Source organism: Paraburkholderia sp. NMBU_R16 (assembly GCF_013282575.1).
GTDB lineage: Bacteria > Pseudomonadota > Gammaproteobacteria > Burkholderiales > Burkholderiaceae > Trinickia.
This window is the reverse complement of sequence record NZ_JAAAYE010000004.1, coordinates 145807-170592: the sequence shown is the minus strand read 5'-3', so window position 1 is coordinate 170592 and position 24786 is coordinate 145807. Positions and strand designations below refer to the sequence as shown.

25 protein-coding genes are annotated in these 24786 nt (G+C 63.8%); 17 read left to right on the top strand and 8 right to left on the bottom strand.

The window, feature by feature from the left end:
- The first annotated feature begins 10 nt into the window (after positions 1–10).
- From GWC77_RS03490 to GWC77_RS03475, 4 genes are all read left to right on the top strand, one after another.
- Positions 11–709, top strand: a complete 699-nt coding sequence (locus tag GWC77_RS03490) for a tetratricopeptide repeat protein (protein WP_173255475.1) — start codon at positions 11–13, stop codon at positions 707–709.
- A gap of 36 nt (positions 710–745) precedes the next feature.
- Positions 746–1327, top strand: a complete 582-nt coding sequence (locus GWC77_RS03485) for a peptidylprolyl isomerase (protein WP_173255474.1) — start codon at positions 746–748, stop codon at positions 1325–1327.
- A gap of 58 nt (positions 1328–1385) precedes the next feature.
- Entirely contained in the window at positions 1386–1880 is a 495-nt protein-coding gene (locus tag GWC77_RS03480) for a peptidylprolyl isomerase (RefSeq protein ID WP_173255473.1), read from the top strand.
- Positions 1881–1948: 68 nt separating this feature from the next.
- Positions 1949–2716, top strand: a complete 768-nt coding sequence (locus GWC77_RS03475) for a UDP-2,3-diacylglucosamine diphosphatase (protein WP_367948989.1) — start codon at positions 1949–1951, stop codon at positions 2714–2716.
- 27 nt (positions 2717–2743) lie between these two features.
- Here the strand turns inward: GWC77_RS03475 and cysE are convergent, their stop codons facing one another.
- Together cysE and GWC77_RS03465 are read right to left on the bottom strand one after the other, a co-directional pair.
- Complete coding sequence (cysE, locus tag GWC77_RS03470; RefSeq protein WP_254366773.1) at positions 2744–3523, bottom strand: serine O-acetyltransferase; 780 nt, start codon at positions 3521–3523, stop codon at positions 2744–2746.
- Positions 3524–3716: 193 nt separating this feature from the next.
- A complete protein-coding gene (locus GWC77_RS03465) occupies positions 3717–4478 on the bottom strand; it encodes an RNA methyltransferase (protein ID WP_254366787.1) in 762 nt (253 codons plus the stop codon).
- Between the two features lie 393 nt (positions 4479–4871).
- On the opposite strand from GWC77_RS03465, the gene GWC77_RS03460 reads away from it, so the two are divergent.
- Entirely contained in the window at positions 4872–5672 is an 801-nt protein-coding gene (locus GWC77_RS03460; protein ID WP_173255470.1) for an inositol monophosphatase family protein, read from the top strand.
- 125 nt (positions 5673–5797) lie between these two features.
- Positions 5798–7096, top strand: coding sequence for a lysophospholipid transporter LplT (gene lplT, locus GWC77_RS03455; RefSeq protein WP_173255469.1), 1299 nt, complete (start codon positions 5798–5800; stop codon positions 7094–7096).
- 29 nt (positions 7097–7125) lie between these two features.
- Here the strand turns inward: lplT and senA are convergent, their stop codons facing one another.
- A complete protein-coding gene (gene senA, locus GWC77_RS03450) occupies positions 7126–8337 on the bottom strand; it encodes a selenoneine synthase SenA (RefSeq protein WP_173255468.1) in 1212 nt (403 codons plus the stop codon).
- On the opposite strand from senA, the gene senB reads away from it, so the two are divergent.
- The 10 genes from senB to GWC77_RS03405 all read left to right on the top strand — a co-directional run bounded on the left by senB (position 8336) and on the right by GWC77_RS03405 (position 18769).
- Positions 8336–9331 carry a selenoneine biosynthesis selenosugar synthase SenB gene (senB, locus tag GWC77_RS03445; protein WP_173255467.1) on the top strand — a complete coding sequence of 332 codons (996 nt, stop codon included), beginning with the start codon at positions 8336–8338 and terminating at the stop codon, positions 9329–9331. The genes senA and senB overlap by 2 nt on opposite strands.
- Before the next feature lie 13 nt (positions 9332–9344).
- Positions 9345–10400, top strand: a complete 1056-nt coding sequence (selD, locus tag GWC77_RS03440) for a selenide, water dikinase SelD (RefSeq protein WP_173255466.1) — start codon at positions 9345–9347, stop codon at positions 10398–10400.
- Positions 10401–10451: 51 nt separating this feature from the next.
- The gene (locus tag GWC77_RS03435) at positions 10452–11327 is read left to right on the top strand and encodes a putative selenate ABC transporter substrate-binding protein (protein ID WP_173255465.1); all 876 of its coding nucleotides are present in this window, start codon (positions 10452–10454) and stop codon (positions 11325–11327) included.
- A complete protein-coding gene (locus GWC77_RS03430; protein ID WP_173255464.1) occupies positions 11324–12145 on the top strand; it encodes an ATP-binding cassette domain-containing protein in 822 nt (273 codons plus the stop codon). Before GWC77_RS03435 ends, GWC77_RS03430 begins: the two co-directional genes overlap by 4 nt.
- Complete coding sequence (locus GWC77_RS29480; protein ID WP_254366766.1) at positions 12142–12963, top strand: ABC transporter permease; 822 nt, start codon at positions 12142–12144, stop codon at positions 12961–12963. The genes GWC77_RS03430 and GWC77_RS29480 overlap by 4 nt, the downstream gene beginning before the upstream one ends.
- A gap of 3 nt (positions 12964–12966) precedes the next feature.
- Complete coding sequence (gene phnE, locus GWC77_RS29475) at positions 12967–13761, top strand: phosphonate ABC transporter, permease protein PhnE (protein WP_254366763.1); 795 nt, start codon at positions 12967–12969, stop codon at positions 13759–13761.
- A gap of 159 nt (positions 13762–13920) precedes the next feature.
- Entirely contained in the window at positions 13921–14307 is a 387-nt protein-coding gene (locus GWC77_RS30240) for a DUF6516 family protein (RefSeq protein ID WP_367948988.1), read from the top strand.
- A 12-nt stretch (positions 14308–14319) separates the two neighbouring features.
- The gene (locus GWC77_RS03415) at positions 14320–14712 is read left to right on the top strand and encodes a helix-turn-helix domain-containing protein (RefSeq protein WP_173255462.1); all 393 of its coding nucleotides are present in this window, start codon (positions 14320–14322) and stop codon (positions 14710–14712) included.
- A 108-nt stretch (positions 14713–14820) separates the two neighbouring features.
- Complete coding sequence (mutS, locus tag GWC77_RS03410; RefSeq protein WP_173255461.1) at positions 14821–17487, top strand: DNA mismatch repair protein MutS; 2667 nt, start codon at positions 14821–14823, stop codon at positions 17485–17487.
- Complete coding sequence (locus GWC77_RS03405; RefSeq protein ID WP_173255460.1) at positions 17450–18769, top strand: hypothetical protein; 1320 nt, start codon at positions 17450–17452, stop codon at positions 18767–18769. Before mutS ends, GWC77_RS03405 begins: the two co-directional genes overlap by 38 nt.
- Here the strand turns inward: GWC77_RS03405 and GWC77_RS03400 are convergent.
- Complete coding sequence (locus tag GWC77_RS03400) at positions 18749–19288, bottom strand: peptidylprolyl isomerase (RefSeq protein WP_173255459.1); 540 nt, start codon at positions 19286–19288, stop codon at positions 18749–18751. The genes GWC77_RS03405 and GWC77_RS03400 overlap by 21 nt on opposite strands.
- 32 nt (positions 19289–19320) lie before the next feature.
- Here GWC77_RS03400 and GWC77_RS03395 point away from each other — a divergent pair, with 32 nt between their 5' ends.
- Complete coding sequence (locus GWC77_RS03395) at positions 19321–20562, top strand: cupin domain-containing protein (protein ID WP_173255458.1); 1242 nt, start codon at positions 19321–19323, stop codon at positions 20560–20562.
- A 578-nt stretch (positions 20563–21140) separates the two neighbouring features.
- On the opposite strand, the gene GWC77_RS03390 is transcribed toward GWC77_RS03395, so the two are convergent.
- From GWC77_RS03390 to GWC77_RS03375, 4 genes are all read right to left on the bottom strand, one after another.
- Positions 21141–21929: an MBL fold metallo-hydrolase gene (locus GWC77_RS03390; protein WP_173255457.1), complete on the bottom strand. Its 789-nt coding sequence runs from the start codon at positions 21927–21929 to the stop codon at positions 21141–21143.
- A 10-nt stretch (positions 21930–21939) separates the two neighbouring features.
- On the bottom strand, positions 21940–23079 hold the full coding sequence (gene bamC / locus GWC77_RS03385) for an outer membrane protein assembly factor BamC (RefSeq protein ID WP_173255456.1): 1140 nt from the start codon (positions 23077–23079) through the stop codon (positions 21940–21942).
- A gap of 123 nt (positions 23080–23202) precedes the next feature.
- Entirely contained in the window at positions 23203–24120 is a 918-nt protein-coding gene (gene dapA, locus GWC77_RS03380) for a 4-hydroxy-tetrahydrodipicolinate synthase (RefSeq protein ID WP_173255455.1), read from the bottom strand.
- Positions 24121–24162: 42 nt separating this feature from the next.
- Complete coding sequence (locus GWC77_RS03375) at positions 24163–24768, bottom strand: bifunctional 2-polyprenyl-6-hydroxyphenol methylase/3-demethylubiquinol 3-O-methyltransferase UbiG (RefSeq protein WP_254366761.1); 606 nt, start codon at positions 24766–24768, stop codon at positions 24163–24165.
- Positions 24769–24786: the final 18 nt, after the last annotated feature.

The window sequence follows — 24786 nt, the reverse complement described above, 5'->3', positions numbered from 1 at the left end:
ACCTCAGCCTATGAAACCTTCAAGCGGCCGCACCGAGCGCATCGCGGCCCTCGCCGCCATCGCCTTCTTCGGCGTTGCTCTCGCGGTATTGCCGGCCACGGCGTCGCATGCGCAAACCACGCACGCGACGCGCGACGAGACGCCGCAAGCCGACGCGTCCATCGCGGCGCAAAATTGGAATGCGGCCCTCTCCGAGCTCGATACGCGAATCGCATCGAATCCGCGCGACGCGCAAGCAAAATTCAAACGCGGCACCGTACTCGCACGTTTGAATCGCGATAGCGAAGCCATCGAGCAATTCGTCGAGCTCACTCAGGCATACCCCGAACTGCCGGAGCCTTACAACAATCTCGCGGCGCTCTACGCGAAAGCGGGTCGCTACGACGACGCGCGCGTCGCGCTCGAAACGGCCGTCAAGGCGAATCCCGGGTATGGACTTGCCTACGAGAACCTGGGCGATCTCTATCTGCGAATGTCGGCCGAAGCTTACAAGCGCGCGCAACGGCTCGGCCGCACGAGCGGCGCAACGAACGCGCGCCTTGCCGATATCGAACGCATCGTCGCCCCGCGCGCCGCGAAAAAGCCGATAGCGCGCGCCGCGGCAACGGCGGTCCCCGCGTCGACGATCGCGGCACCCGACGCCCCTCCGCTCACGACGGGTTCCCCGAGCCCGTTTGCGCCCGCCCCTTACATCGCGCCGTCGAACTGAGCGCGGTATTTCTTTTTTCCACGCATGAGGATGCTCATGAAACGCTTCTGGTTGGCGCTAGGCAGCGCCGCTCTGATCGCGAGTGCGCCCGCGCTCGCGCAAACGGCTTCTTCCGCCGCGCACCCGCAAGTGCTGTTGAAGACGAGCGAGGGCGATATCCGCGTCGAACTCTATCCCGACAAGGCGCCGAAGACGGTCGCGAACTTTCTCGACTACGTCAAATCCGGCCAGTACAGCGGCACGATCTTCCACCGCGTGATTCGCGGCTTCATGATTCAAGGCGGCGGCTTCACCACCGCCTATCAGGAAAAACCGACGCGTGCGCCGATCCCGCTCGAAAGCCGCAACGGTCTGAAGAACGCGACGGGAACGATTGCGATGGCGCGCACGAGCGATCCGAACTCGGCCACCGCTCAGTTTTTCATCAATACGGTCGACAACGACGGGCTCGACTATCCGAAACCGGATGGCAACGGCTACGCCGTCTTCGGCAAGGTCGTCTCGGGCATGGACGTCGTGAAGAAAATCGAGGCCACTCCCACCACGACGCGCGGCCCGATGGCGGATGTGCCGCAAAAACCGATCGTCATCGAGTCGGCAAGCGTCGTTTCGAAATAACGCTCCACCCGCCGCCGGCAGGTCGCCGCGCGGCACTTTTCAAGCGAAGGAATTCATCATGGTCGAATTGCACACGAACCACGGCGTCATCAAGCTCGAACTCGATGCCGAAAAAGCGCCGAAGACTGTCGAGAACTTTCTCACCTACGTGAAGAAGGGACACTACGACAACACGGTCTTTCACCGCGTGATCGACGGATTCATGATCCAGGGCGGCGGCTTCGAACCGGGCATGAAGCAAAAGCCGACCGATGCACCGATCGCCAACGAGGCGAACAACGGTCTGAAGAACGTGACGGGGTCCGTCGCAATGGCTCGGACGAACGATCCGCACTCAGCCACTGCGCAGTTCTTCATCAACGTCAACGATAACGACTTCCTAAACCACTCGTCGCCGACGCCGCAAGGCTGGGGTTACGCGGTGTTCGGGCGCGTCGTCGAAGGACTCGACATCGTCGAGAAGATCAAGAAGGTGAAGACGAGTTCGAAGGGCTTCCATCAGGACGTCCCCGTCGACGATGTCATCATCGAAAAAGCAGTCGTCGTCGATTGAACACGAGCGTCATCCGTGCGGGCGTTTCGTCGCGTCAAGACGGGGCGCCCCGCAGCAACGAATCGACCGTGCCGGCTGAGCACGGGCATACGCGCGGCCATGCGCCGCGTCCGCTGCTGTTCATCTCCGATCTGCATCTGAGTCCGCACATTCCGCGTACCGTCGCCGCCTTCGAGCACTTCATACTCATGACCGCGGACAGTGCGGATTCCGTCTTCGTGCTCGGCGATCTGTTCGAGTATTGGATCGGCGACGATATGCTCAGGGTCGATCCGTTCGCCGCGCGCGTCGCCGAGGTGCTGCATACGCTCTCCGAGCGCGGCATTGCGCTTTACATCATGCATGGGAATCGGGATTTTCTGCTCGGCAAGCGCTTCATGCGCGCGGCCGGCGCGATCTGGCTGCCCGATCCGTTCGTGATGACTGCTTTCGGCTCGCGCATCGTGCTCGCCCATGGCGATGCGTTGTGCACCGCCGACCACAAGTATCAGACGTTCCGTCGGCTCGCGCGTTGGCGCGCCGCGCAGCTGCTGTTCCTGGCCTGGCCGCTCAGATGGCGGCGGGCGCTCGCCGAGCGGATGCGCGTATCGAGCGAAGCAGGCCGCACGCGCCCGCCGTCACCGCTTTACGACGTCACGACGAAGGGCGTGGCGGCGCTTTTCAAGGCAAGCGGGACCACCACGATGATCCATGGCCATACGCACAAGCCCGCGTGCCACCTGGGAAGAGAAGGCACCCGCTGGGTGCTGCCCGACTGGGATCTCGATCACGGCCCACGGCGCGGCGGCTACCTGCGCGTCGACGCCGAGGGCATTCGGGCATTGCCGCTCGACTGAGGCGGCCTGGCCGCGTCCGCCTCTCACTCAGGGTTGGGCGACCTTGCCTTCGATCGCCGCGGAGATGCGGCGCAGTTCAGATAGCGCACCATCGGCGCCATCGAGCGCCTGCAGACGCTCGCCCAAACGTTCGAGCGCCGCGACGACTTCATCGACGCGCTGGCTTTCTTTGGCGGCGTGGTCGATGAGCCCATGCAGCGCGAGCGAGTATGGATCCTCGGCGTTCGGCGTAATGCCGTAGGCGCAAAACGCGGTGCGCTCAGGCGCGCATTCGCCCGTACGGCTTGCTTCGGCCGCCACGACGATGCGGGCCGGATTGCCAACCGCCGTACCGCCAGCCGGCACCGGTTTGACGACGACCGCATTCGAGCCGATCTTGGCTTCGGCGCCCACAGTGAACCCACCCAGTACCTTGGCACCGGCGCCCACGATGACGCCCCGCTCGAGCGTCGGATGCCGTTTTGCACCGCGGGTCAGCATCGTGCCGCCGAGCGTGACGCCCTGATAGATCGTGCAATCGTCCCCTACCTCGGCGGTCTCGCCGATGACGACGCCCATCCCGTGGTCGATGAAAACGCGTCGACCGATCGTCGCACCTGGATGAATCTCGATGCCGGTCAAAAAGCGGGCGAACTGCGAAATGGCGCGCGCGAGCAAGCGGCGTCCGGCTTGCCAGCAGACGTGCGCGACACGATGCAGCACGATCGCATGCAAGCCCGGATAACACGTGAGGACTTCCCAGGCACTGCGCGCGGCCGGATCCCGCTCCCGAATGGAGGCAATGTCTTCGCGAAGTCTCGTGAACATAAATGGCTCGCTCGAAAAGCCGCGGCCGCGGCGCGCGAAGGCGCGCATATGACCGGCGGCGATTTGCATATGACCGACCGGCCGATTGTAGAGGGAACCGACGCTTTTTGCCCGAGGCGCTTTTTCGCCCTGTTTGTTTCAGGGACATTGCCGAAACGCCGCGCGCCTCGGTGAGCCCGCCCGATCGCGGCTGTCAGTCGCCCGGGCCCGGAGTCTTGAGCAAGATGTGCTTGGCGATGCCACGCACGATATTGACTTCCTCACGCTCGAGGCCCGCGCGTGCGAAAAGCCGCCGCAGCCGCGACATCAGCTTCTTGGGATTCGACGGATCGAGAAACTCCAGCGCAATCAGCGCATTCTCCAGATGCACGAACATCCGCTCGATTTCGTCGCTCGCCGCGCGCGGACCGAGCCCCTCGCCCGACGGTACGTCGACGGTCTCGCCAAGATAAGCGAGCCGCAGCTCGTAGGCGAGCACCTGAACCGCCTGCGCAAGATTGAGCGAGCTGTAGGCGGGATTCGCCGGGATATGTGCGAGCGCACTGCAGCGCTCCACGTGTTCGTTCGACAGCCCGGTGCGCTCGTTACCGAAGACGAACGCGATATCGCCTTGCGCGGTATGACGACATGCCTCGCTTGCCGCGGTACGCGGCGCCATCTGCGGCGGTCCGTACTCGCGCGAGCGCGCTGTCAGCGCCACCGACCACTGCACGCCGGCCAGGGCCTCGCCAAGCGTTGGAACGATGGTTGCGCAGGCGAGCACGTCGTCCGCGCCGCTCGCCATCGCGATGGCTTCGGCATCCGTCTTCACATGAACGACGCGGGGCGCCACGAGCACCAGCCGCGAAAAACCCATGGTTTTCAAGGCGCGCGCCGCCGCGCCCACGTTACCGGGATGGCTCGGCTCGACGAGCACGAAGAGCGTAGAGGTAAAGCCGCCGTGCGGCCCCGCCATGGCGGGGTCGATATCTGGCGCCTGCAACGAACGATGATTGGATGAGTTCAAGATGAGTCGATCGATTCCCAGTGAGACGAGCGGCACACGCGGCATCGTGCCCGCCCGACAGATGCGCTATATGGTATCGCCATGTGACGCCCAAGGCCGCGGCGAATGTCCCGAGACGGTCGTTCACGCGTTGGCTGTCTTCGCCGGAGCGCCGCGGTCGCTTCCTGGTAAAATCACGCCTATTCGCGCGCGGTGGGCCGATCATGGTGCGATCGGCCGCGTGCGCTCCGCTCTTCTTCAATTCGTCTTCGTCGACGGAATACGCGCCCGGCGCGCATTCCGGGCGGTTTTGGCCCCATCCGCGGCGGCGTCGGCGCCTCGCGCGGCAAAAGGAATCTGTTCATGCATCCCATGCTCAATATCGCTGTCAAGGCCGCTCGCCGCGCCGGGCAGATCATCAACCGGGCATCGCTCGATCTCGACCTCATCCAGGTCAGCAAAAAACAGCACAACGATTTCGTCACGGAGGTCGACAAGGCGGCGGAAGCGGCGATCATCGATACGCTGAAGACCGCCTACCCCGATCACGCGATTCTCGCCGAGGAATCGGGCCGCTCGGAAAACGAATCCGATTTCCAATGGATCATCGATCCGCTCGACGGCACGACGAATTTCATTCACGGGCTGCCCTACTACTGTGTATCGATCGCGTTGGCCCATAAGGGCATCGTTACCCAGGCGTGCGTGTACGACCCCACTCGCAACGATCTTTACACCGCCTCGCGCGGCCGCGGCGCCTATCTGAACGACCGGCGCATTCGCGTCGGCCGCCGCGACCGGCTCGCCGATTCGTTGATCGGTACGGGGTTCCCGTTTCGCGAGAACGATCGGCTCGAAGCCTACTGCCGCCTGTTCGCTGAAATGACGCGCTCGTGCACGGGCCTGCGCCGGCCGGGCGCGGCGGCACTCGATCTCGCGAACGTCGCGGCGGGCCGGCTCGACGGCTTTTTCGAGCAAGGCATCAGTGCCTGGGACATGGCAGCAGGCAGCCTGCTCATCACAGAGGCGGGCGGACTCGTCGGCAATTACACGGGCGATTCGGAGTTTCTCCATGTCGGCGAGATCGTTGCGGGCAACCCGAAGATCTACGCTCAGATGGTGCCCATTCTCTCGCCGTATAGCCGGCGAGCACAGCAAGACTGACGGCGAACCGGGGCGCCGGTCCGCGTGCGCGGACCGGTCAGGCCAACGTCAGGTCATGTAACGGGGGCGGCTTCGGCCGCCCTTTGCGTTTTTGTCCATCCGCGCGCCATCGTCGCCGTTTCTCCATGAAGAAAGGCTTTTACACGATCATTGCCGCTCAGTTCGTCTCATCGGTAGCCGATAACGCGCTGCTCATCGCAGCGATCGCACTGCTGTCCGCCATGCGTGCCGCCAGTTGGGTCACGCCTTTGCTGCAAATCTTCTTCACGGCGTCCTACGTGCTGCTTGCCCCGTTCGTCGGCGCATTCGCCGATGCCATGCAAAAGCGCCACGTCATGTTCACGGCCAACGCGGCCAAGGCGATCGGCTGTGCAATGATGATCGCCGGCGTGCATCCGATCATCGCCTATGGTGTGGTGGGTTTCGGCGCGGCGGCCTACTCGCCCGCCAAGTACGGCATCCTCACTGAACTACTGCCGGCCGAGCGGCTCGTTGCGGCCAACGCCTGGCTCGAATCGGCAACCGTGCTCTCGACCATTGCCGGCACCGCGCTGGGCGGCGCGCTCGTCAGCGCCTACGTCGAGCACGCTATCGCGGCCAGGCACTTGCCGTTGATACCCCATGCGCCGCAGTGCGCCATGTTCGCCGTCATGTCGGTGTACGGGCTGGCCGCGCTCGTCAACATCGGGATCCCCGATACGGGCGCCCGGTATCCGAACCGCCTGCGCGAGCCCGGCCGACTGCTCGCCGACTTCCTCGAATGCTTCAACACGCTATGGGTGGACAAGCTGGCCCAAATCCCGCTGGCAGTGACGACGCTGATGTGGGGCGCCGCCGTCACGCTCCAGTTGCTCGTGCTCAAATGGGCCGCAGTCAATCTCGGCCTGACGCTGTCGAAAGCCGCGCTGATGCAGGGGGCAACGGGCATCGGCATCGCTTTAGGCGCCGCGGCCGCCGCAGCATGGGTACCCCTCGTGCGTTCGCTACGCGTGCTGCCGGTCGGCATGGCCGCCGGCATCGTGACGGCAGCGATGGCGTTCTACGGTAAAGGGCTTTTCCCTGCTTCCGCAGGCGCTCATTTGGGCAGCGCTTTCTTGCCGCTTTACGTTCTGCTCGCGTATCCGCTGATGATCGGCCTCGGCGGCCTGGCGGGCTTTTTCGTCGTGCCGATGAACGCTCTTTTGCAGCATCGCGGCGCGACGCTCGTGACGGCCGGCCATTCGATTGCCGTACAGAATTTCAATCAGAACATCGCAGTGCTGTTGATGCTCGGCGCCTATGCCCTGTTGCTCGCGGCGAAGATGCCGGTGCAATGGATCATCGTCGCGTTCGGCACGTTCGTCTGCGCCATGATCTGGCTCGTAAAGCGGCGCGGCGATGCGAACGCGCGGCATCTGGACATCGAGGCGATGATCGACGAATGAGCCGCAGTGCCCGCCGCCGGCCAAACGGGTCACGCGCAGCAGCGAAATCCGGCAAAGATGTCGTTTCTATGCGGCAAATAGAAATTGCGATACCGAGGATGCTGCATGCGTTCGCGGGTCACGAACGAGCCTCCGCGAACCGACCGATGGCTACCGAACCAAGGCAGCGAGTATTCCTCGTAGGGATCGGCGGAAAACTCCGCGTACGGCAAAAACGAATCGGATGTCCATTCCCACACCGAATCACCCCATTCGATCAGCTCACGCGTGGCCGCGTATTCCCATTGCGCCTCCGTCGGCAAACGCTTGCCCGCCCAGCGGCAATACGCTTCGGCCTCGAAGGCATTGACATGGCATACGGGCAACTCGAGCGGCAGCGGCACCCACTCGCCGAACCAGCGCCATTCCCATTGGCCGGGGCGGCCAGCCACGGTTGCATCGCCGGCGGGACGCCAGCGCGCGGGATGAGCAAGGCCGCTTTGTCGCAGCCACGCAGTACCGGATGCGGACCACCATTGCGGGTCGAGGTATCCGCCGCTGTCCACGAATTGGGCGAAGGCCGCATTGCTGACACACGTCCGATCGATTCGGAACGGGGGGACATCGACCGGATGCGCCCACTTCTCGTTGTCGAAGACGAATCCTTCTCCGGCCCGCGACCCCATCGCGAACGTTTCCCCACCCGCCGCTGCGGCCCCCGCGTTCGAGCGTACCGCAGGCAGGACGAGCGGCGCATGCGGCGGGTAATCGAGCGTCTGGCGCATGTAAGTCAGCGCTTCCGCGTGCATGTCCTCGTGGAACAACGCAAGCCTGAAAAAATAGAGATCCCGATCCGTTTCGTCCGCCGCATCGAGCGCGGCAAGAACCCGCTCCAGTACATCAGCGCCATACTGGCGTATTTCGGCATGCGACGGTAACACCAGATGCCAGCGATCCCGATGTGCCACGCGCATCGAATCGAAAAGGCCGTCCGCCTGTTCCATCGTGGAAGGCAATGTCGCGCTCAAGCGGCCATCCTGGCCGGGGCGCGGCGCCCTGAGGACCCAATGCTCCGTAAACCACGCGATGTGTGCATACTCCCACAAGGGCGGGTTGATGCCGCGGTCGTAGCGGACCTGCCACTGAGACGGCGACAGATTCCGAAGGACGTCCCAGGTTCGCCGGTGCGAATCGGTAAATGCCGCGGCCAGCTCGACCTTACCCATGTGTCTTGCCGCTATTCCCTCAGAGCCGAGTGTCATGCGTCCTCCGAAGCCAACGATTGCGATTATCAGCCCGGCGCTGCGCAAAGCCAACAACGGCAACTGGCAAACCGCTCATCGCTGGTCCCGGTTTCTGCGCGCCGGCTACGATGTCACGCTGGCGAGCGAATGGCCGGGGCCCGCCGCGGGCGATCTGGCGCCCGCATGCCTGATCGCCCTGCATGCGCGGCGCTCGGCCGACGCCGTCGCGCGATTCGCCGATGCGTGCCCAAAACACCCGTTGATAGTGGTCCTCACGGGAACGGACCTTTACCGGGACATCCGGAGCGATCCCGCCGCGCAGCGTTCCCTCGAGCTCGCGACGCATCTCGTGGTGCTGCAAGACGAAGGCCCGTTCGAGCTGTCCGCCGCCCATCGCGCGAAGTGCCGTGTGATCTATCAATCGGCAATCGCGTGCCATTCTCCCCCCGTGGATTCCGCATACTTCGACGTCGTACTCGTCGGCCACATGCGGCCGGAAAAGGATCCGCTGACCGCCATGCGGTCTCTCGCCCTTCTTCCCGACGATTCGCGCATACGCCTGACTCACATCGGCGGTGCGCTCGACGATGAATATCAGCGAGCAGCGCAGGCACTGCAAGCGCAAACATGGCCGCTCGGCGAGCGCTATGTGTGGCTGGCGAATCTGCCGCATGCCGAGACGCGGCGACGGATCGCCGGCGCGCAAGCGCTGGTGATTTCAAGCGTCATGGAAGGCGGCGCCAACGTCATCGTCGAGGCGATCACGAGCGGCGTACCCGTGTTGGCGAGTCGCATCCCGGGCAATATCGGGATGCTGGGCCGCGATTATGAAGGCTATTTCCCGCCCGGCGAGGCGGCGCAGCTGGCAGAACTACTCCAGCGGGCAAGCCAGGATACCGGCTTTCTGACGCGCCTGCGCCGACAGTGCGCGCGGCGCGCGCCGCTTTTCGCGCCCGCGCGGGAGCGCGCCGAAGTGATTAAACTTGTGGCCGACGCCCTGCGCCCGACATAACCGGAGACCTCTCGTGAATCAGCCAGCCAACGCAACGATCAAACTCACATCGCTCTCCCACGGCGGCGGATGCGGATGCAAAATTGCCCCGGGCGTGCTGTCCGAAATTCTGAAGAATTCGATGCGCCTGCCCGCTCCGGCAGCACTGCTCGTCGGCAAGGAAACCAGCGACGATGCCGCTGTCTACAAGCTCAACGAAAGCCAGGCACTGATCGCCACTACCGACTTCTTCATGCCGGTGGTCGACGATCCATACGACTTCGGGCGTATCGCCGCCACCAATGCCATCTCCGATGTCTATGCAATGGGTGGAACGCCCATCATGGCGCTCGCACTGGTGGGTATGCCCATCGACAAGCTGCCGACCGAAGTCATCGCCAAAATCCTCGAGGGCGGGGAATCCGTCTGCGCGCAAGCCGGCATTCCGGTCGCGGGCGGCCATACGATCGACTCCGTCGAACCGATTTATGGCCTCGTGGTGCTGGGGCTCGTGCATCCCGATCGAATCAAGAAAAACGACGCCGCCCAGCCTGGGGACAAGCTGATCCTCGGCAAACCGCTGGGCGTGGGCGTACTATCCGCGGCGGTCAAAAAAGACAAACTCGATGCGGCCGGCTACCGGGCGCTGATCGCGTGCACCACTCAGCTCAATACACCGGGACGGCGCCTCGCCGATGTGATGGACGTCCACGCGCTGACAGACGTCACCGGCTTCGGTCTGCTCGGCCATTTGTTGGAACTTTGCCGCGGCGCGGGTCTGGGCGCGAGCTTGAACATGGATCGGATTCCGTTGCTGCCGGGCGTGCTCGAACTCGCGAGTGCCGGCATGGTGACCGGAGCGTCGGCGCGCAACTGGGCCAGCTATGGCGATGCGGTGGACCTGGCCTCGTCGATCACGCCTAGCCTGCAAGCGCTGCTGACCGATCCTCAAACGAGCGGCGGTCTGCTCGTGTCCTGCGCACCGAGCGCCGCGGACGCGATTCTCGATATTTTCCGCAGCGAAGGATTCGAAGACGCGGCCGTGATCGGCGAGATGATCCCGGGTCCCGCCCGGGTCGCCGTGGCATAAACAGGTTTCGCATCAACCGTTCACTCAACCACCATTGGATTTCGGCGCACCATGCCCTTCATCGCCCTCTGGCCCGTCCTCAAACGCCTTGCCGCAATCGCCCTCTTTGGCCTTGTTTTTCTCGCGCCCGCCAGGGCACAGCAACATGTGCTGAAAGTGTCGGCCATCCCCGACGAATCGCCGACCGAACTGCAGCGCAAGTTCGCGCCGCTGGGTAAATACCTCGAGAAGGAAACGGGAATGAAGGTCGAGTTCGTGCCGGTCACGGACTATGCGGCGGTCGTCGAGTCGCTCGCGACCGGCAAGATCGACCTCGCCTGGTTGGGCGGCTTTACCTATGTGCAAAGCAAGATCCGCACGAATGGCGCAACGGTGCCCATCGTACAACGGCAGGAAGATGCGACGTTCACGAGCAAGTTCATCACGGCCGACCCTGGCATCAAATCGTTGGCGGATCTGAAGGGCCACACGTTCGTCTTCGGCGCGCCGTCATCGACGTCCGGCCACTTGATGCCGCGTTATTTCCTGCTGCAAGCGGGCATCGATCCCGACAAGGACTTCAAGACGGTGGCGTTTTCGGGCGCGCACGACGCAACCGCCGCTTTCGTGCAGTCCGGCAGGGCCGACGCGGGCGTGCTCAACTCGTCGGTGTGGGACAAGCTGGTCGAGCAGCACAAGGTGGATCCGGCGAAGGTGAGGGTATTCGCCGTGACACCGCCCTACTACGATTACAACTGGACCGTGCGCGGCGGACTCGATCCGGCCTTGCGCAAGACTTTGACCGAAGCTTTCCTCCGCTTGGACCCGCACGATCCCGAGCAACGGGCCATCATGGCGTTGCAACGGACCGTCAAATTCATTCCGACCAAGCCGGAAAACTATGCCGGCATCGAAGCGGCGGCTCGCACCGCGGGCCTGATCAAGTGAGCTTCCAGCTCGACGCGGTCGGCCTCGGCTACCCCAACGGGCACCGGGCGCTCAGGCAGATCACGCTCTCCGCGCAGCGCGGCGAGCGCATTGCGCTCATCGGTCCATCGGGCGCGGGAAAGACTTCGATGCTGCGCTTGCTCGCCACCTCCCTGCGGCCCAGCGAGGGTCGCGTCGAGGTCCTCGGCCTCAGCCCGTGGGAGCTATCGGCGGCACGCCTGCGGCGATTGCGATCGCGCATCGGCATGGTGCACCAGGCGCCCCCCCTGCCGCCACGCCAGCGCGTCGTCACGGCCGTTCTCGCGGGCCGCCTCGGGGCTTGGCCGGGATGGAAGTCTTTGCTCTCTTTGGTCTATCCGCTCGATACGACGGGCGCCGGCGATCAGCTCGCGCGGCTCGAGCTGGCCGATCGCCTGTTCGATCGCTGCGATCGATTGTCCGGCGGTCAGTTGCAGCGCGTCGGCATCGCGCGCGTGCTGTACCAGCGTCCCGATTTGGTCCTGGCGGACGAGCCCGTATCGGCCATGGATCCCACGTTGTCCAACCTTGCCCTCGGCGAACTGTGCAAGCAGGCCGACGCGGATGGTGCGGCACTGGTGGCCAGCCTGCATGCGGTCGATCTCGCGCTGCGCTGGTTTCCGCGCATCGTCGGCCTGAGGTCGGGAGAAATCGCCTTCGACTTGCCCGTCGCACGCGTCAGCGATGCATTGCTGCGAGAGCTTTATGCATCCGAAGGCGACGTCCCGCCGGTACAAGGCGACGACACGGTATCGATCCGCTCGACGCGCGGTCCCTCGCCACGGACGGCCTGCCAATGATCGCGCATCCCCGCGATCCTCTCGCACTGCGTCGCGCGTCCACCCTGGTGCTTGCGCTGATCGTGCTGTGGCCGCTCTTGAGGCTGTCGAAATTTCATCCGGCGGCCCTGTTCGAGGCCGGCAATTTGAAGGTTGCAGGAAGTTTTCTCGGCCACTTCCTTCCGCCGGACGCTTCGGCGGAATTTCTGGGCTTGGTCGCGAAGGCCACGGTCGAAACGTTGGCGATTGCCACGGCCGGAATCGCGCTCGCGTTCATCCTCGCCGCGCCGCTGGCTACCGCCATGACCCGCAACTTGTCGGTTTCGCGGATCGGCCCCGGCCGCGGATATCGAATACGCGCAGTGACGCGCGCCGGCGTACGCGTCGTCGTGCTGCTGCTACGGGGCATACCGGAGCTCGTTTGGGCACTGGTGTTCGTACGGGTGCTGGGACTCGGGCCCGCCGCCGGCGTGCTGGCGCTCGCAATCACCTACGGCGGCATGCTGGCCAAGGTCTATACGGAAATCCTCGAATCGAGCGACGCGCGCCCGGCGCATGCGCTGCTCGGCAGCGGCAGCCCGCGTCTGTCGGCGCTGGCCTATGGTCTATTGCCCAATGCGGCGCGCGAACTCGTGTCGTACACGGTATATCGCTGGGAGTGCGCAATCCGCGCATCGGTGGTCATGGGATTCGTCGGGGCCGGCGGGCTCGGCCAATTGATGGATCAGGCGATGAAGATGCTCGACGGCGGCGAAACGGCGACGATCCTCGTGACGTTTTTGCTGCTCGTGCTGCTCGCGGATGCGCTCAGCGCGGGCTTGCGCAAACTGTTGGACTGAGCGATGGCGAGCGAAGCCGAACCGGTCCGCATCTGCACGAAATGCCTGGTCATGGGAATCGCTGTCGCCATGGCGGTGCTGGGCAGCTTCGCCTATCTCTCGCTCGATCTCGGCCAGCTCGTTTCGGCGGCCGCCGCCGGCGACATGCTGCATTTCCTGCTGTCGTTCTTCCCGCCTGAGCTATCGCCAGCGTTTCTCTCGAAGACAGCTGGCAGCATGCTCGAAACGCTTGCCGTTTCCGCCATCGGGACGCTCTGTGCGGCATTATTCGGCTTTGCGTTGGCCCTGCCGGCCTCGGGCATGTACGGAAGGAGTCTGCGCGCGCTATCGCGTTTGCTGCTGAATGTGCTGCGCGCCGTCCCCGAACTCGTGTGGGCGACCTTGACCGTTCTCGTCGCCGGACTGGGGCCGTTCGCCGGTACCCTTGCGCTGGCGCTGCATACCGCTGGCGTCCTGGGCCGCCTTTTCGCCGAAACGCTGGAGAATGCACCAGATGCGCCCGCGCGTGCGCTGACGGAAGTAGGAAGTTCTCATGCCATGGCCTTCGTCTATGGAACGCTGCCCTGCGTCCAGCCGCAGTTCCTGGCGTATGTGCTTTATCGATGGGAGACCAACATCCGCATGGCAGCGATTCTGGGCTTCGTCGGCGCAGGCGGTCTCGGCCAGATGCTCTACTACGAGCTCTCACTGTTCCACCTGCCGCAGGCATGCACGGTGATCGTCGCGATGCTCGTGCTCGCGGCCTTCGTCGATACGGCCAGCGCACTGCTGCGCCGGCGCAGCGTCCTCGCGCACTGAAGCCCGCAAGGCGCGCTCCCTCTCCCCCTCATCGTTGGTCGTTCGACCGACTGCCGACACCCGCCCTCCACATCCATCCTCTTCGTGAGTGCCAAATGCGCCGAAGCGCTTGTGCAGCATTCCAGACAACCCTTTACTTCCCTATCACGACAGGATACTATGCACCTACCCGAGCACTCTCTTGAATTTCTGTTGGGCTACGACGGGCGCGAACATGTTTTGGCGGACGGATATTTTCTGAGGTTCGAAGTGAAGCAGGTTCAAAAGTCGGAGCGTGTTCCACACGGACTTTCGTATTCGTTCACGCTTCATGGCCCGGACAGCAAGCGGCTATTGGGATTCGACAATGCACATGCCGTTCGTGCGCGAGGCAATCGGTTCCTTGCCCGCCCCGTGGCGGCCGATCATTGGCACCGGACCCATGACGACAAAGGCCGCCCATACCGCTTCGAATCCGCAGAAAAGCTTGTCGCGGATTTTTTCGGTGAGGTCGAGAGAAGGCTCGATGAGCTTGACGTTCCATTCGAAGTCACAGAGCACCACTAGACGGAGCACACCATGGCGAAGATCCAAACCCTCAAGTCGTTGAAAAAAGAAATGCTGGCCGTGGCGCGTAACGAGCGCGAAGCGCCGGCGGACGCCGGCGAGACTTCCTATGAATCGCAAGAGGTCTTCGAATCGGCCGAAGCCATTGTCCGCTTGCTGACGCCGGAAAATCGGCACCTGCTCTCCCTCATCGAAAGCCATCGCCCCGAGTCCGTCGCGGAGCTCGCCAATCTCGCAGGCCGGGCGGAACCCAACGTGAGCCGTACGCTGAGCAAGATGGCGGCCACGGGCTTCGTGAAGCTGATCGAAGGTGCCGGCAGAGCAAAAAGGCCTGCATTGTTGGCTCACGAAGTCATCATCAAGATCAACGTTCTCGAATCCAAGGACGTCATCGCATTTGCCTGAGCCGCCATCGCGTGGCGATGCGGCCCTCGTTGGCCATTCGGCCGACTGCTCAAACCCTTCGTCGCGGTACACTCTCGCGCTGTACTCGCAAGCACGAAAGACACTGAGATGGGCAATCCAATCGAAGCACCCGGCGCCCCTGACGTAGCCGCGCATACGCCGATGATGCAGCAGTATTTGCGCATCAAGGCGGAACACCCCGGCACGCTCGTTTTCTATCGAATGGGCGACTTTTACGAGCTGTTCTATGAGGACGCCGAAAAAGCGGCGCGCCTGCTCGATCTGACACTCACGCAGCGCGGTGCATCGGCCGGCAATCCGATCAAGATGGCCGGCGTGCCGCATCACGCGGTCGAGCAATATCTGGCGAAGCTCGTCAAACTCGGCGAGTCGGTCGCGATCTGCGAGCAGATCGGCGATCCGGCTGCGTCGAAGGGCCCGGTCGAGCGCAAGGTCGTGCGCGTGGTGACCCCTGGCACCCTGACGGATGCAGCGCTGCTCGCAGACAAGAGCGACGCCTATCTGCTTGCGATGAGCCCCGCGCACAATAAACGCGGCATCGTAACGGGCGTCGGTCTCGCCTGGCTCAATCTCGCGAGCGGCGCACTGAGGCTGGCCGAGGTAGCGCCAGACCAGCTCGCTGCCGCGCTCGAACGCATCCGGCCGGCCGAAATCCTGGCCGCCGACACGCCGGCAGCGCTGCTCCCGTCTACCGTACCCGGTACTGTCACGCGCGTGCCCACATGGCATTTCGATATCGCATCGGGCAAACAGCGGCTTTGCGATCAGTTGAACGTCGCGAGCCTCGACGGCTTCAGTGCTGAATCGCTGACGGCCGCGTGCGGAGCGGCCGGTGCGCTGCTGTTGTATGCCTCGGCGACACAAGGGCAACAACTGCGGCACGTCCGCAGTCTCAGGGTCGAGTATGAATCCGAGTACATCGGGCTGGACCCTGCGACGCGCCGCAATCTGGAGCTGACCGAGACGCTGCGCGGCGGCGAATCGCCGACACTGTGCTCGTTGCTCGATACCTGCTGTACGACGATGGGCAGCCGCCTGCTGCGTCATTGGCTCCATCACCCGCCGCGCGACGCAGCGTCGGCGCGCGAGCGGCACGGCGCGATCGGCGCGCTCCTCGATGCGCCTGTCCATGCAAGTCTCGATGCGCTCAGAACGGCCTTACGGCACATCGCCGACATCGAACGCATCACAGGGCGCCTCGCATTGCTATCGGCGCGCCCCCGCGACTTGTCGAGCTTGCGCGATACGTTCGCCGCCCTGCCCGCGCTGCGCGAACAGGTGGCGCACGCCGCGGCCGGCGCGATTGCGCTCGAACGCATCGCGGCCGCCCTCGAGCCGCCGCGTGAATGCGGCGAACTGCTCCAGCGCGCCATCGCCCAGGAGCCGGCCGCGATGGTGCGCGACGGCGGCGTCGTCGCACGTGGCTATGACGCCGAGCTCGACGAGTTGCGCGATATCTCGGAAAACTGCGGGCAATTCCTCATCGACCTCGAAGCGCGTGAGCGCGCGCGTACCGGCATCGCCAATCTGCGCGTCGAATACAACAAGGTCCACGGTTTCTATATCGAGGTGACGCGAGGGCAAACCGACAAGGTCCCCGACGACTACCGTCGGCGTCAGACGCTCAAGAATGCGGAGCGTTACATCACGCCGGAGCTCAAGACATTCGAAGACAAGGCGCTATCGGCGCAGGAACGCGCGCTTGCACGCGAGCGAGCGCTCTACGACGCCGTGCTTCAAGCGTTGCTGCCGTACATCGGCGAATGTCAGCGTGTGGCTTCGGCGCTTGCCGAGCTCGACTTACTGGCCGCCTTCGCGGAACGTGCGCAAGCCCTCGACTGGGTCGCACCCACTTTCACGACCGAGATAGGGATCGATATCGAGCAGGGACGGCACCCCGTCGTCGAGGCGCAGGTCGAGCAGTTCGTCGCAAACGACTGCCGCCTGAGCCACGAGCGCAAACTGCTGTTGATCACCGGCCCCAATATGGGCGGTAAATCGACGTTCATGCGGCAAACGGCATTGATCGCGCTGCTCGCCTATGTCGGCAGTTACGTGCCGGCCCGCCGTGCCAGGTTCGGACCGATCGATCGAATCTTCACCCGCATCGGCGCCGCCGACGATCTGGCCGGCGGCCGTTCCACGTTCATGGTGGAGATGACGGAGGCCGCCGCAATCCTCAACGACGCAACGCCGGCGAGCCTCGTATTGATGGATGAAATCGGTCGCGGCACGTCGACGTTCGACGGCCTCGCACTCGCTTGGGCCATCGCCCGGCACCTGCTCGCGCACAACGGTTGCCAGACGCTTTTCGCCACACACTATTTCGAGCTCACGCAACTGCCGGCTGAATTCCCGCAGGCCGCGAACGTCCACTTGTCCGCCGTCGAGCATGGGCATGGGATCGTCTTTCTCCATGCAGTCGAAGAAGGCCCCGCAAGCCAGAGTTACGGGCTCCAGGTCGCGCAACTGGCGGGCGTGCCGGCCGCCGTCATACGCGCCGCGCGCAAACATCTTGCACACCTCGAGCAGCAATCGGTCGGTTACGCAACACCGCAGCTCGATTTGTTCGCGGCGGCACCGTTCGTCGAAGATGCACCCGATGAATCCGCGCACGAACACGATGCGCCACCGCACCCGGTCATCAGCCGCCTGCGCGGCATCGACCCCAACGAGCTCAACCCGCGCGCCGCGCTCGATCTCCTCTACGAGCTGCATGAACAGGCCAATGCGGCGCAAGACGACCGGCACTGAGAAGGGCCGGCTTGCGCGCGCCGCGCTGCGCCCGGTAGCGGCAGGGTTCGCCGCACTGCTTGCTCTCGCGTACGGTGAGGCCGCTCTCGCGGCCAGACCGCATTTCGCCTTCTCCGTCATTGCGGGAACGATGCGAACGAGTGGCGACGAAGCGGCTACGCAGCGACTCCTTCAAGCGATCGGACTCGAGGATGACATTGCGTTCGTTGTCTACGACGGCAACCTGAAAGGGCCGGCCGAGCGCTGCGCCGACAACGTCTATGCGCAGCGCCAGCAAATTCTGGCAACCTCGCGCGTACCGCTCATCGTCGTGCCGGGGCAATATGACTGGGCGGAATGCGGCAGCGCGAACGGCGGCGGCTACGACGCGGCGGAACGGCTCGACTTCCTGCGTCAAACGATTTATGCGGACAACGTCTCGCTCGGCCAATCGCAGATCGTCCTCAAACGCGAAAGCGACGTCGCGCGGTTTCATTCATATCGGGAAAACGTCCGCTGGCAGCTGAACGACACGGTATTCGTGAGCCTGAACGTCGTCGGCGGCAATAATCATTATCTGAGCGGGGGTGGCCGCAACGGGGAATACGACGACCGCGCCATCGCTTCCGCCTTTTGGTTGGAGCACGCGGCCGAATTCGCCCGTCGACGCAATGCGCATGCGCTCGTCGTTTTTCTGGAGGCGGACCCGGACTTCGCGCGTTACGAACATGCCGAACGCTTCTCGTGGCTCCGCCTGGGCCGCACGCGCAAGCGCGACGGCTACCTCGAATTCAAACGCTCTCTCGTTAAAGCGGCCCAGACGTACCGAGGGCCGGTCGTCGTCATTCACGACGACGCGGCTGCCCAGTCGCGAGGCTTTACCATCGATCAACCGCTCTTTGACGACAAGGGCGCGCGCATGACGAACGTCACGCGCATCGCGATTGCGCCGCGAGAGAGAACGAGGCAATGGGTCAGAGTGGATGTGAATTTCGACAGAGCGCCGCCGTTTCAGGTCACCGTGCGCCGTATTCCGGCACAGATGCGGGAGATGCCTGCGATGCCGCCGCGCATCGCCTCCCCGTCTGTCGCGCCCGGCGCTTCGGAACTTCTCCCGACGCCTCCGGCCGCGCTGCCCTCCATCCCGGATGCGCCCGCATCCGAACCGCCGCTACTACCGCAACCGCCTGCGTGGCCGCAGGCAGGCAGCGCGAGCGGCAGTATCGACAGGAAGATACCGCAACTCGAAGCGCCCGCGGCGCCAGCGCGCAGCGGTCCAGGTTCAGTGCAAGGTGGGAGCTGAGCCCGGCTCGTCTTCGTCGTCGTCCTCGTCGAGGACTTCGAGGCCATCGGCACCGTGGACATGGGCGTGTTCGATCTCGTCGGCCGTCGCCTCGCGCACTTCCTTGACCGTCAGCGCAAAGCGCAACGCCATGCCCGCCAGAGGATGATTGCCGTCCAGTACGACCTTGTCTTCGGCCAGGTCCGTCACGGTGTAAATCAGTGTATCGATGTCGTCGTCGCCGTCTTCCGGCGTACCCTCGAATTGCATACCGACTTCGAGCGGCTCCGGAAAGCGATTGCGCGGCTCGATTTTCACGAGGTCGGGGTCATATTCGCCGAACGCGTCCTGCGGCTCGAGCTGAATCTGCGTTTGGTAACCCGGCTCTTGCCCATCGAGCTCTTCCTCGATCTTGGGGAACGTGCCATCATACCCGCCGTGCAGATAGATCATCGGCTCGTCGCTTTCCTCGATCAGATTGCCTTGCGCGTCCGACAACTTATAGGCGACCGAGACGACAGTGTTCTTCGCGATTTTCATTCGGAATCTCCAAAATACGGTCTCATTATACGATGCCCAAGCGGCCCCTTGACCACACACCGGCCTCAGCTCGATCCGCCACTTCTGCCGCTTCCGCCGTTCCGCCCCCTCCACACGACTTGCCGACGCCGTTGCTCGCGAATTTGACGCCGTCTGAATTCATGCGTCGGCATTGGCAGAAAAAACCGTTGCTCGTCCGTCAGGCCGTGCCCGGCATCGCGCCCCCGCTCGCGCGCGATGAGTTCTTCGCTCTGGCGACAAGCGACGACGCCGAAGCACGGCTCATTACGCATTTTCGCGGCGCATGGCGCCTTGCACACGGTCCGTTCGAACCCGAGCAAATCCCGAGCGTGCGGCGCCGCGAATGGACGTTGCTCGTGCAAGGCGTCGATTTGCACGATGACCGCGCTCGCGCTTTGCTCGACAGGTTCCGCTTCGTTCCGGACGCGCGGCTCGACGACCTCATGATTTCGTACGCCACCGACGGCGGCGGGGTGGGCCCGCATTTCGATTCCTATGATGTGTTTTTGCTGCAGGTTCAGGGCAAGCGACGCTGGCGAATTTCCGGTCAAAAAGATCTTTCCCTGAAAGACGGATTGCCGTTGAAAGTGTTACAGCACTTCGAGCCCGAGCAAGAATGGGTACTGGAACCGGGCGACATGCTGTATCTGCCGCCCCACATCGCTCACGACGGTGTGGCGCTCGGCGAATGTATGACATGCTCGATCGGCTTTCGCTCGCCTTCGGCGCGCGAACTCATCGGCCAATTTCTCTATCACTTGGCCGAACGCGGCAGCGTGGCGCGGCAAGCGCGCGAGGACGACCGCTATCGCGATCCCCGGCAAGACGCAGTCGAGCATCCCGCACGGCTGCCGGATGGGCTGATCGAGCAGGTCGGCGCGATCCTTGCTCGCATCCACTGGAGCGAGCGCGACATCGTCTCGTTCCTTGGCAGCTACCTGGGCGAACCGAAGGCTCACGTCGTCTTCGAGGCGCCCGAGCGGCCGGCAAACGAGGCGGCGTTCGTGAAAAAGGCGCTTCGCCATGGCGTTCGGCTCGACAGGAAGACGACGCTGCTTTACGGAAAGCACAGCTACTTTCTCAACGGCGAGGAAGACCGTCTGCCGCGGAGCAAAAAGTGGCTGCTCGAGCTGGCCGACACGAGGCGCATCGAGGGGAAACGGTTTGTAACACTCTCTGCCGATTCGTCGATGACAGCGCTGTTGCACGAGTGGTATCTTGCCGGCTGGGTACGGATCGGCGCATCCGCTTGAGGTAATCGTCCCTATTGTTCAAAAAGCTGAAATTTTGTATGAGAAAGGCAACGTATTGACCCTGGTTTGTCGACGGTCCGTACGAAAGTGCATATAATTTCCGCCCAAGCCGTGGGGAAGATTCACGCTCTGATGTGCATCCCACCAGCGGCCCAGGTTGGTGTTGGAGCACATTACCGGTATTATTTCGCGCTGTTGCTTACCTTTAACCATAAAAGGACGTGATCATGAAGAAATCCCTCCTCGTAGCATCCCTGTTGGCTGCCATGGCTTTGGCCGCATGCAACAAGAGCAGCGATCAAGCTGCTGCGCCGGCTAGCGACGCTGCTGCTGCTTCGGCTCCCGCCGCTGCTGCCGCTTCGGAAGCTGCTTCGAGCGCTGGTGCTGCTGCGAGCGACGCTGCTGCGGCTTCGGGTGCTGCTGCCGCTGCTTCGGACGCTGCTGCTTCGGCTGCCGCTCCGGCTTCGGGCGCAAGCCAGTAAGCTGTCAAGCTGCAAGGCAAGAAAAAACCGGCTTCGAGCCGGTTTTTTCTTGCCTGCGCCAATTGCGAATTGCGTTCCCGCGAACCGACATCGCCCTTAGTCGATCCCGTCTAGCGTCAGCCACGCGAAACCGTCGTCCTGCGATGCAACCCTCACGTCGTGTATGGCGGAGCCCAGCACACGCGCCAGCGCGGCCTGGGCAAGCTCTGGCTGATTGTTTTGCTGGCTCAGATGCGCCGCAACGATGTGCTTGAGCCGTGAACGCCGCAGCGACGCCAAAATGACCGCTGCCGCGTCGTTGCTGAGATGCCCGTGATTACCGCCGATTCGCGCCTTCAGCGATGCCGGATAGCGGCTCGTCGCCAGCATATCGACATCGTGATTGCATTCGAGCACCAGCGCGTCGCAGTCGTGGAGCATTGCCGTGATATGCGGCGTCGATGTACCGACATCCGTCAGCACGCCCAATCGATGCGCGCCGTCCCCGAAAACGAACTGCAGCGGCTCGCGTGCGTCGTGGGGAACGGTATAAGGGCATACTTGAAGGTCGCCGATAGCGGCCGTCTCGTCACCCCATAACACGTGGAGATCGACGCCCGGCGCCACGTCCGCACCCACCGCGCGCGCCGTGCCCCAACTCATGTAAAGCGGGACACTCCATTTGCGTGCGACCGTCAGCGCGCTGCCGATGTGGTCGCTGTGCTCGTGCGTGACGAGAATGGCGTCGAGCTGCTCGATGCCGCATCCGAGGCGCGCGAGCCGCCGTTCGAGTTCTTTCGCCGAGAATCCGCAGTCCAGTAATACGCGCGTCGCCGTCGTGCCGCTCGTCGCTTCGACGACGAGCGCGTTGCCTTCGCTTCCGCTGCCGAGACTGGCAAAACGCATGAACGGCCCGTCAGTTCAGTTGAGCATGCAAGAGCGACAGAATCTTCTTCGCGTCCGGCGAGGTATCGATCTGGCCGTTTGCATCCACGATTGCGACTTGCGTCTGGCCCTCGCCTTTTTGGCGGACATTGACGAGGAACGACTGTCCCGGTGCGGACGCCACCGGTTTGCGATAGAACAGCTTGCCGAACAGACCGTCGCGCTTGAGCTCGGCCATCGAATCGGCATAGCGCACGTAATAGAGCCCCTTCGCGCGATCGCGGTTATCGACCGTGAAATTCGTCCTGTCGAGCGCCAGCCCGACGCGCAGCCATGCCCGATCGAAGGACTCCTGAAGCTCGAGCGTGGTCTGGGCACCGGCCATATCGATCGTGGCAGGCGCCGTGCCGGGACGCGCGTTCGCGAGCAGTTCCTTCGATTGCGCGTCGGTGAGGCCGAACTTCTGCATCAACTTCGAAAGAAACACGGCTTCCAGCACCGGATTGCGCGGACGTTCCACCCAGCGCGACGAGTCCTTGTCCTGCCCGGTCAGCACTTCTTCGAGTGCGCTATGCGTGATCGAAATATCGGTTGCGCCGTTCGGGCCGCGTTCGACGAGCGTACGGAATCGGTCGCGCGTGCCTGACGAGTAGGCGAAATCGATCACCCGGCCAATCGTGCGGCGAAACCAATCGTCCGGTATGTTGGCGCGGTTTTCCGCCCAATCCGTCATCATGATGCCCGTTGCGGGCGCATTGGTTTTCAGCGCGAAGCCGTTGTCCTGCCAGAATTCCTGCAACTGCGGCCAAAGCTGGTCGGGCGAGCGGCCGTCGACGACGAGCCAGCGGCGGTCGCCATCGCGCTCGATATGCATGCCGTAGGGGTCTTGCGCGCTCGGCACCCCTTCCGTCGCATTGCCCGCGGCCGTGCGATTGCGCTCGGGTGCGCCGCCGAGTGCAGCGTTCGACGGCGGGGCCGTGTATTGCGTCGGCGCGGTGCTCGCCGTCAGGTCGCTCGGGACCGTCAGCGGCGGGGCGGAACGCGTGGCCTTGTAATCGACTTTATCGGACGAGAACCATTCGTTGAGGGTGTCGCAGCCGGCAAGCGATCCGAGCGCGAGCACAAGCGCCGCCGTACGCGCGGCATGAATGAAAAAAACAGAACGTTTCATGGAACCCTTCGTGATGCGAACGCGTGCCTGCAACGATGCTGGAGCGCGAGTCGAACGACCTCGGTTAGTGAATGACAGCAGCCGGCGCGCCGTTGCGTGCGCGCGCGGACATCGGTCCCGCCTTTATCGCAGCACGCCTGCCTCGCGCAACGCATCGCGCACGGCACCGTGGCAGCGCTCGTCGAGACGCGTCAGCGGCAGGCGGATGCCGCCTTGTATCCGGCCCATTTCCTCGAGCGCCCATTTCACCGGGATCGGATTCGATTCGATGAAAAGCGTCTTGTGCAACGAAAGCAAACGGAGATGAATTTCACGGGCGGTTTTCGCGTCGGCCTCGAGCGCCGCTTTGCACAGCTCGCTCATCGCGCGCGGGGCAACATTGGCCGTCACGGAAATGTTGCCGTGGCCCCCGAGCAGCATGAGCGCGATCGCGGTCGGGTCGTCCCCGCTGTAGATGCCGAAATGCGACGGCGCGGCCTTGATCAGATGTGCCGCGCGATCGATGTTGCCCGTCGCATCCTTCACGCCGATGATGCCCGGCACCTGTGCGAGGCGCAGGATCGTCTCGTTCGACATGTCGGCCACCGTGCGGCCCGGCACGTTATAGAGAATGACGGGCAAATCGACCGCTTCCGCGATTTTCGCGAAATGGCGGTAGATGCCCTCTTGCGTCGGCTTGTTGTAGTAAGGGACGACTTGCAGCGTGGCGTCGGCGCCCACGGCTTTCGCCCGCTCCGTCAGCTCGATCGCCTCGGAGGTCGAATTACCCCCGGCGCCGGCAATCACCGGAATACGGCCGGCCGCGTGCGTAACGGCCGTTTCGATCATGAGGACGTGCTCCTCGACCGACAACGTGGCCGATTCGCCGCTCGTACCGACGACGACGAGCGCGTTGGTGCCTTCCTCGATATGCCAGTCGATCAGCTTGCGAAACGCCGCCAGATCGAGGCCGCCGTCGTCGAGCATCGGCGTGACGATTGCGGGAATGCTGCCGCGAATCCGGACGCCGTCCCGGGTGCTGCTGGATGTGCCGTTAGCCATGAAACGCCATGAATTCCATTCCGAAAGCGCGATTGTAGCGGATTAGCCGCTCAAATCGTAACGCGGCAGACCCGGGGTTGCGCCCGCCCCGCTCACGGCATCCCGAACGCTCTCGGCCTCGCGCACCGCGCACAAGCGCTGCACGAACGCAGGCCGCGGTAATGCGGTGTAACCGTCTTCGAACGCGATGACCCGCAAGATGCCGCTCACGGCGTCGAGCAGCTCGCCCGGCGCGAGCAGAAACGCGGGGTTCGAAGGTTTCCCGACCGTTTCATTGCCTTGCGCGAACGTTTCGTACAACAAAAAACCGCCGGGCGCGAGCGATGCGACAAGACGCGGCAACAGCGGACGATGAAGGTAGTTCGTGACCACGACAGCCGCAAATCGCGCCGCATCGGGAAGCGGCCATGGACTGCCGTCTTCGAGATCGGCTGCGACGGGCTCGACGCCCTCGATCTGCGCCAGTGCCGCAAGCGCGTCCGGGTCGCGCTCCAGGGCGATCACACGATGCCCGCGCGCAGCGAACCAGCGTGCATGACGACCGCTACCCGCGGCAACGTCGAGCACGGTCGCATCCGGCGAAAGCAGATGCGACCACCGGACGATCCAGGCGGAAGCGCCCGGCGCCGCCGCATGCCCGCCGCTCATCGCCACCCCGCCCGGGCA

Bases quoted from the DNA above. Each gene is read 5' to 3' on its own strand.
- GWC77_RS03490 (WP_173255475.1), top strand. From the start codon at position 11: ATGAAACCTTCAAGCGGCCGCACCGAGCGCATCGCGGCCCTCGCCGCC.
- GWC77_RS03485 (WP_173255474.1), top strand. From the start codon at position 746: ATGAAACGCTTCTGGTTGGCGCTAGGCAGCGCCGCTCTGATCGCGAGT.
- GWC77_RS03480 (WP_173255473.1), top strand. From the start codon at position 1,386: ATGGTCGAATTGCACACGAACCACGGCGTCATCAAGCTCGAACTCGAT.
- cysE (WP_254366773.1), bottom strand. From the start codon at position 3,523: ATGTTCACGAGACTTCGCGAAGACATTGCCTCCATTCGGGAGCGGGAT.
- GWC77_RS03465 (WP_254366787.1), bottom strand. From the start codon at position 4,478: ATGGCGGGGCCGCACGGCGGCTTTACCTCTACGCTCTTCGTGCTCGTC.
- GWC77_RS03460 (WP_173255470.1), top strand. From the start codon at position 4,872: ATGCATCCCATGCTCAATATCGCTGTCAAGGCCGCTCGCCGCGCCGGG.
- lplT (WP_173255469.1), top strand. From the start codon at position 5,798: ATGAAGAAAGGCTTTTACACGATCATTGCCGCTCAGTTCGTCTCATCG.
- senB (WP_173255467.1), top strand. From the start codon at position 8,336: ATGCGTCCTCCGAAGCCAACGATTGCGATTATCAGCCCGGCGCTGCGC.
- senA (WP_173255468.1), bottom strand. From the start codon at position 8,337: ATGACACTCGGCTCTGAGGGAATAGCGGCAAGACACATGGGTAAGGTC.
- GWC77_RS03435 (WP_173255465.1), top strand. From the start codon at position 10,452: ATGCCCTTCATCGCCCTCTGGCCCGTCCTCAAACGCCTTGCCGCAATC.
- GWC77_RS29480 (WP_254366766.1), top strand. From the start codon at position 12,142: ATGATCGCGCATCCCCGCGATCCTCTCGCACTGCGTCGCGCGTCCACC.
- phnE (WP_254366763.1), top strand. From the start codon at position 12,967: ATGGCGAGCGAAGCCGAACCGGTCCGCATCTGCACGAAATGCCTGGTC.
- GWC77_RS30240 (WP_367948988.1), top strand. From the start codon at position 13,921: ATGCACCTACCCGAGCACTCTCTTGAATTTCTGTTGGGCTACGACGGG.
- GWC77_RS03415 (WP_173255462.1), top strand. From the start codon at position 14,320: ATGGCGAAGATCCAAACCCTCAAGTCGTTGAAAAAAGAAATGCTGGCC.
- mutS (WP_173255461.1), top strand. From the start codon at position 14,821: ATGGGCAATCCAATCGAAGCACCCGGCGCCCCTGACGTAGCCGCGCAT.
- GWC77_RS03405 (WP_173255460.1), top strand. From the start codon at position 17,450: ATGAACAGGCCAATGCGGCGCAAGACGACCGGCACTGAGAAGGGCCGG.
- GWC77_RS03400 (WP_173255459.1), bottom strand. From the start codon at position 19,288: ATGAAAATCGCGAAGAACACTGTCGTCTCGGTCGCCTATAAGTTGTCG.
- GWC77_RS03395 (WP_173255458.1), top strand. From the start codon at position 19,321: ATGCCCAAGCGGCCCCTTGACCACACACCGGCCTCAGCTCGATCCGCC.
- GWC77_RS03390 (WP_173255457.1), bottom strand. From the start codon at position 21,929: ATGCGTTTTGCCAGTCTCGGCAGCGGAAGCGAAGGCAACGCGCTCGTC.
- bamC (WP_173255456.1), bottom strand. From the start codon at position 23,079: ATGAAACGTTCTGTTTTTTTCATTCATGCCGCGCGTACGGCGGCGCTT.
- dapA (WP_173255455.1), bottom strand. From the start codon at position 24,120: ATGGCTAACGGCACATCCAGCAGCACCCGGGACGGCGTCCGGATTCGC.
- GWC77_RS03375 (WP_254366761.1), bottom strand. From the start codon at position 24,768: ATGAGCGGCGGGCATGCGGCGGCGCCGGGCGCTTCCGCCTGGATCGTC.